The organism is Bacteroides timonensis (genome assembly GCF_000513195.1).
GTDB classification, from domain to species: Bacteria; Bacteroidota; Bacteroidia; order Bacteroidales; family Bacteroidaceae; genus Bacteroides; species Bacteroides timonensis.
The window spans coordinates 1-6,091 of the sequence record NZ_CBVI010000121.1; the positions used below are offsets into that span (position 1 = coordinate 1).

The 6,091-nt window shown below is 42.8% G+C and carries 3 protein-coding genes and 6 tRNA genes; 1 reads left to right on the top strand and 8 read right to left on the bottom strand.

Annotated elements, in window-relative coordinates; all coding sequences use genetic code 11:
• Positions 1 to 22 precede the first annotated feature (22 nt).
• From BN161_RS22215 to BN161_RS22250, 8 genes are all read right to left on the bottom strand, one after another.
• Positions 23 to 95, bottom strand: a tRNA-Gly gene (locus BN161_RS22215).
• A gap of 31 nt (positions 96 to 126) precedes the next feature.
• Positions 127 to 208, bottom strand: a tRNA-Leu gene (locus BN161_RS22220).
• 34 nt (positions 209 to 242) lie between these two features.
• Positions 243 to 315, bottom strand: a tRNA-Gly gene (locus tag BN161_RS22225).
• A 15-nt stretch (positions 316 to 330) separates the two neighbouring features.
• Positions 331 to 414: transfer RNA gene (locus BN161_RS22230), tRNA-Leu, on the bottom strand.
• A 46-nt stretch (positions 415 to 460) separates the two neighbouring features.
• A tRNA-Leu gene (locus BN161_RS22235) sits at positions 461 to 542 on the bottom strand.
• Positions 543 to 569: 27 nt separating this feature from the next.
• Positions 570 to 642, bottom strand: a tRNA-Gly gene (locus BN161_RS22240).
• Positions 643 to 752: 110 nt separating this feature from the next.
• Positions 753 to 1,895 carry a carboxynorspermidine decarboxylase gene (gene nspC, locus BN161_RS22245; RefSeq protein ID WP_044270345.1) on the bottom strand — a complete coding sequence of 381 codons (1,143 nt, stop codon included), beginning with the start codon at positions 1,893 to 1,895 and terminating at the stop codon, positions 753 to 755.
• A gap of 10 nt (positions 1,896 to 1,905) precedes the next feature.
• Complete coding sequence (locus BN161_RS22250; RefSeq protein WP_044270347.1) at positions 1,906 to 4,257, bottom strand: ATP-dependent helicase; 2,352 nt, start codon at positions 4,255 to 4,257, stop codon at positions 1,906 to 1,908.
• Between the two features lie 67 nt (positions 4,258 to 4,324).
• Here BN161_RS22250 and BN161_RS22255 point away from each other — a divergent pair, with 67 nt between their 5' ends.
• A complete protein-coding gene (locus tag BN161_RS22255; protein WP_244436595.1) occupies positions 4,325 to 6,064 on the top strand; it encodes a hypothetical protein in 1,740 nt (579 codons plus the stop codon).
• The last annotated feature ends 27 nt before the right edge of the window (positions 6,065 to 6,091 follow it).

Genomic DNA, 6,091 nt, shown 5'->3' on the forward strand with positions numbered 1-6,091 from the left:
GACTTTTTTTTATTCTCAATAGAGCGGAAAACGAGACTCGAACTCGCGACCCTAACCTTGGCAAGGTTATGCTCTACCAACTGAGCTATTTCCGCATTAGATGACTCTCTTTTCACAAAGAGAAAGTGCCCAGAACAGGACTCGAACCTGCATGCCTCTCGACACACGCACCTGAAACGTGCGCGTCTACCAATTCCGCCACCTGGGCATTATCAGTCATCCAGACAAAAACAAAAAAAATGAGCGGAAAACGAGACTCGAACTCGCGACCCTAACCTTGGCAAGGTTATGCTCTACCAACTGAGCTATTTCCGCGTTATGATAATCGTGTGAAGAGGAGGAGACTCGAACTCCCACAACATTTCTGTCACTACCACCTCAAAGTAGCGCGTCTACCAATTCCGCCACCTCTCCATACTATCTCATACTTTCAAAGAACTAAAACTTGCCTCACCTAATGTGCCCAGAACAGGACTCGAACCTGCATGCCTCTCGACACACGCACCTGAAACGTGCGCGTCTACCAATTCCGCCACCTGGGCATTAGGTAATTGCAATCTATGTACTTGAGCGGAAAACGAGACTCGAACTCGCGACCCTAACCTTGGCAAGGTTATGCTCTACCAACTGAGCTATTTCCGCGTTTGCGGTTGCAAAGGTAGATATTTTCTCCAAACCTGCAAACATTCTACTTATTTTTTTCGCGAAGAAAAATACACATTTACCATGCGAAAGCGGCAGGCTTTTGATTATCAACTCATTCTGTCGCGATAATCCTCATAAGAAAATTGCTTGAAAATATCAGCTTTCCTCTCTTTGGTCCACATAGCAATAGCAGGATGGTGAATTCCATTGAACATATTTGTTTTCACCATGGTATAATGTATCATGTCTTCGAAAACAATACGCTCTCCGATTTGCAATTCATGGTCGAAGCTCCAGTCGCCCATATAGTCACCACTCAAACATGAATTTCCACCCAGGCGATACACATGACAACCACCATTATTTCCTATTTCAGCACCACGTACGGCAGGCTGGTAAGGCATTTCAAGACAATCGGGCATATGACAGGTAAAACTCACATTAAGAATAGCAGTACGGATACCACGACTTTCTACAATATCTACTACCTCAGAAGCCAATACGCCGGTTTGCCAAGTAAAGGCAGAACCAGGTTCAAGGATAATACGCAAACGAGGATAACGGGCACGCAAATCTTTCAGCAGTTGAATAAGATGCTCCACGTCATAATCTTTACGCGTCATCAGATGACCACCTCCCAGATTCAACCACTTGATTTGCGGAAACCAACGAGAGAATTTTTCTTCCAAATGTTTTAATGTCCGTTCCAGTTCATAAGATGAAGATTCGCAATGACAATGACAATGGAAACCTTCAACACCTTGCGGCAGGACCTCAGTCAATAAATCCGCCGTCATACCGAAACGGGTGCCGGGAGCACAGGGATTATAAAGTTCCGTTTCCACTTCAGAATATTCCGGATTGATGCGAATACCGCAAGAAATGCCACTTCCCTCTTTCACTACCTCTGGATAAAAACGACAGAACTGCGACAAAGAATTAAAAGTTATATGGCTACTACAACGCATGATTTCAGGAAAATCAACTTCCGTATAAGCGGGAGAATAAGTATGTGCCTTACTGCCGAATTCTTCCAGTGCCAGACGTGCCTCGTAAACTGAACTTGCTGTAGAGTGCTCTATATACTCCCTAAATATGGGAAACGAGCGCCACATAGCAAAAGACTTAAATGCCAGGATAACCTCTACTCCGGCACGGTCAGCAACACTTTTTATAAGGGTAAGATTTTTTCTCAACAATTCTTCATCCATGATATAGCACGGAGAAGGGAAACAATTGAAATCTATCATATTTTCTTTTTTAACCAATGATCTTAAAACGGGCAAAGCGCAATAAAAGTTGCTTGTCACCCGCATTTTTGAAATGAATAGTAGCTTTGGCATTATCGCCCTGACCTTCCACTTTCATCACTTCTCCCAGACCGAAACGTTCATGCTCGATCAGTTGTCCCGGCTGCACAGCCATTACAGAAGCAGAGGTGGATGTAGAAGAAGAGGCTGCCGGAGTCACCCGTTTCAGATTGCGCGGAACGCTTGGAGCAATAATCTGCTGTTTGGAACGCTGCGGAGTTTCTTTTTCTGTATTATACAATGATTCACGAACATGAGGTGAGCGGGAGAAACCACCGCTATGTTCCCTACGGAAAGATCCGGCCTCTTCATCAATTTTACTACCAATCCCTACGTCCTGAGACAAGCGGAGGAAGCGGATGTCGATATCTTTCAGAAAACGACTGGGACTACCAAATTCCATTTTCCCATAACGGAAACGAGTACGTGCGTACGAAAGGAAACAATGTTCTTCTGCGCGAGTGATAGCCACATAAAACAAACGCCTCTCCTCTTCCAGCGCACGGGGAGAATCTCCGACCATACCACTGGGGAAAAGATTTTCTTCCATTCCCACCACAAATACATTTCTAAATTCCAATCCTTTGGCAGAATGAACGGTCATAAGCGTTATTTTCTCATCATCCCCATTGTCCGAGTCCTGATCAGTCAGCAATGATACTTCCGATAAAAAGTCCGTCAATGAAATATTCGGATTACCCTCTTCCATGCGCAAAGCACAGAAATCGCTCATACCATTCACTAATTCCTCAATATTCTCTTTGCGGCTAAGATTTTCCGGTGAATTATCTTGGCAGACGTCATTAATAATGCCGGACTGACGGATGATTTCCGCACCAATCTCATAGGCATTTTTCTCCACTACTCCTTCTATAAATCCACCAATCAGGTCACGGAAGATTTGCAGTTTAGAGTGCGTGCCTTTATTGAAATTCAATCCGTATGTCAGCGGCTCACAAAGCACAGCCCAAAGACTGATATTATTTTCCGTAGCAGCAGTAATAATTTTACCTACTGTCGTATCTCCGATACCACGGGCCGGATAATTGATAATACGTTTGAATGCTTCTTCATCATTAGGATTGACCACCAGCCGGAAGTAAGCTATCACATCCTTAATCTCTTTACGCTGATAGAAGGATAGACCGCCATAAATGCGATAAGGCATACCCCGCTTACGCATAGCTTCCTCAAATACACGGCTCTGCGCATTGGTCCGATAAAGTATGGCAAAATCCGAATAGGCATAATGCTCCGAACGGCGCAACTCAGCAATTTTATTGACTACAATATCTCCTTCTTCCACATCACTATATGCCTGAAACACGCCGATGGCTTCCCCTTTCTCCTTTTCAGAGAAGACCTCCTTTCGTATCTGTCTCTCATTCTTTTCAATCAGGCTGTTGGCAGCGCAGACAATAGTTTGCGTAGACCGATAGTTCTGTTCCAGTTTGAATACTTTCGTATTGGGATACACTTTTGTAAAATACAATATATTGTCAATATCTGCTCCCCGGAAAGAATAGATACTCTGCGCATCATCCCCTACCACACACACGTGCTGATGATCTTTTGCCAACTGCAACACAATGCTGTGCTGGGCATAGTTGGTATCTTGATATTCATCTACCAGAATGTAGCGAAACTGCTCCTGATAACGTGCCAGTACTTCGGGATGATCTCTGAAGAGAATAAAAGTATAAAAGAGCAAATCATCAAAATCCATGGCATCCGCCTGCCTGCAACGATCCCAATAACGATGGTAAATATCCCGGATCGCAGGCATCTTGGCAGCACAATCACCTTCATAAGCCTCCTTATTAGAGGCATATCCCGCAGGAGAAACCAAGTGGTTCTTCGCATTCGAGATGCGTGCCTGTACACTACCCGGTTTATAGACTTTCTCATCCAGCCCCATTTCTTTTATGATAGAGCGTACTAGACTTTTACTATCTGCCGTATCATAGATAGTAAACTGTGAGGTAAAACCAATATTCGCAGCTTCCGCATGCAGAATACGTAGAAATATGGAGTGGAACGTACCCATCCATAAATGACGTGCCCGTTGATCTCCCACCTGCCGAGCAATACGTTCTTTCATTTCACGGGCAGCTTTATTGGTAAAGGTCAAAGCCAATATATTCCATGGCTGATAACCATTCTCCAACAAATATGCTATCTTGTAGGTCAGCACCCGTGTCTTTCCGGAACCTGCACCGGCTATAACCAGTGACGGACCCTCGTTGTAGAGCACTGCAGCGCGCTGTCCTTCATTCAATTCTTCGATATAATTCGCATTCATGTATGCAAAATTAAAAGAATCTTTTTATATTTGTACAATGTTATTCAAACTAAAATCATAAGAAACTATGGAACAAATTAAAAATATGCGACTTTACATTTCTTTTATCTGCCTGTTGGCCTTCTTATGTGCTTCGCCTGTAATGGCGCAAAAGCAAAGTAAAGTAGAAAAGCTCTTGAAATTTCTTGTAAACAATGAGAATGAGAAATTTACAAAAAACCGGGACAAATTAGATGCTGAAACAGCAACAGCTTTTGAAGCAGAAGTCAAACTAATCGATTTGTGCGATCAAATCTGGAATCAGCAAGAGGTAACCGTTGCCAAAGATTTTTTCCAGGCTTATGTAGATGCTACCAAAGCCAACTTTATTTCCATCTGTCAGGAAGCCGGTGCTGATCCGGCCGCAATCCGTAAACGTATGGAAGATAACATCAGTGCCATATTAGATGAATATCCCAATAAATTAGTCTATTCCAGCACTTTGGTAGATGCCGTAAAAGCATCAGGATATGAATTGTCCGATGAAAGCAGAAAACATCTGTATGATGTACATGAAGAGGAATTATGGAAAGATTTCGTACGCAACAAGAACATTCCGAAATGCGAAAGATATCTGACTGAATATGCTGATGGTAAGTATAAAGCAGAAGCTATGATAGAATACAATCGTCTGCTGTTCCAAACCGTACAGAAATCACCATCCGCCAGTAACTTTAAGAGATTCTTCGACCATGACCGGCTCAACACATTCTTCGACGGACGTTCCAAGCGGGAGTCTATGGCACAGGCTCTCTCTATTTATGATGATTATCTTTACGGTAACATCTGCAAAGCGCAGGCCATAGCTTCCATTAAGCAGGCTATTGCAGAATATGAGCAGGCCCCTTATTTGAGTCCAGGCGATAAAAAATATACCAATACTCTGGAGTACAAAAAAGACAGTATTGACTATGAGACACTAAAGCTGGAAGTGAACTCCCCAAGCAAACTGGGACTCATCAAAGAATACCTCCTAACTCATAAATACAAGGAATTCCGTGATAAAGCCAACAAGTTACGCGTACCTTTTGAGCAACAATTGGTATGGAGTAATCCTACTACCATCCAGGCATACACCCGTGGATTATTGATGAAATCCAATGAAACGAAGAATGGAAAGAGTACTCAGAAAACCTATACGTATGATGAAAATGGAAGACTGATTAGTATCAAGGAAGTTACGGAAGATAAGGGAACCACTACCCTACAGACTAATTTCTTGTATGATTCTCAAGGTAACTGCGTAGAAGAAGTGCAGGTAAACCAAAGAGGTATGAAGGAGGTGTACAAACGCCTGCGTGCTTTCAGCACACTGGGTGTCATTCTTTCGGATTCTGCTTTCTATCAGAGCGGAAAACTGATCGTAAGAAAATACCATCCACAACTCGGTCTGTTGGCAGGAGAGACAGTTTACGAAAAAAACATTCCAGTATCTTCCGTAATCAACCAATATAATAAGAAGGGACAGATCATCAAGAGAGAAGAAACATTCCCATTGCCTAAAGATCCGTTACCCACCCAGGTAAGTAAACAAGTGGATGTATATGAATACGATACTTATGGTTATCTGACAAAGATCACATTTGAAAAGACTCTCGTCAATAGTGGTAAGACCAGCGGTTCACTCATATTCTTGTATGACGAATTCGGTAACCAGATAGACAGTAACGCCTATTATGAATATGACAGTACCGGACGCTGGATACAAAAGACAGATCGGGGAGATGCCAAGAATACAGAAAAGATTCAGATTATCTATCAACAATAACCATAAAAAATACCGTCCGCATAATGA

Excerpts from the sequence above, each read along its gene's own strand:
- nspC (WP_044270345.1), bottom strand. The coding sequence starts at position 1,895 with ATGATAGATTTCAATTGTTTCCCTTCTCCGTGCTATATCATGGATGAA.
- BN161_RS22250 (WP_044270347.1), bottom strand. The coding sequence starts at position 4,257 with ATGAATGCGAATTATATCGAAGAATTGAATGAAGGACAGCGCGCTGCA.
- BN161_RS22255 (WP_244436595.1), top strand. The coding sequence starts at position 4,325 with ATGGAACAAATTAAAAATATGCGACTTTACATTTCTTTTATCTGCCTG.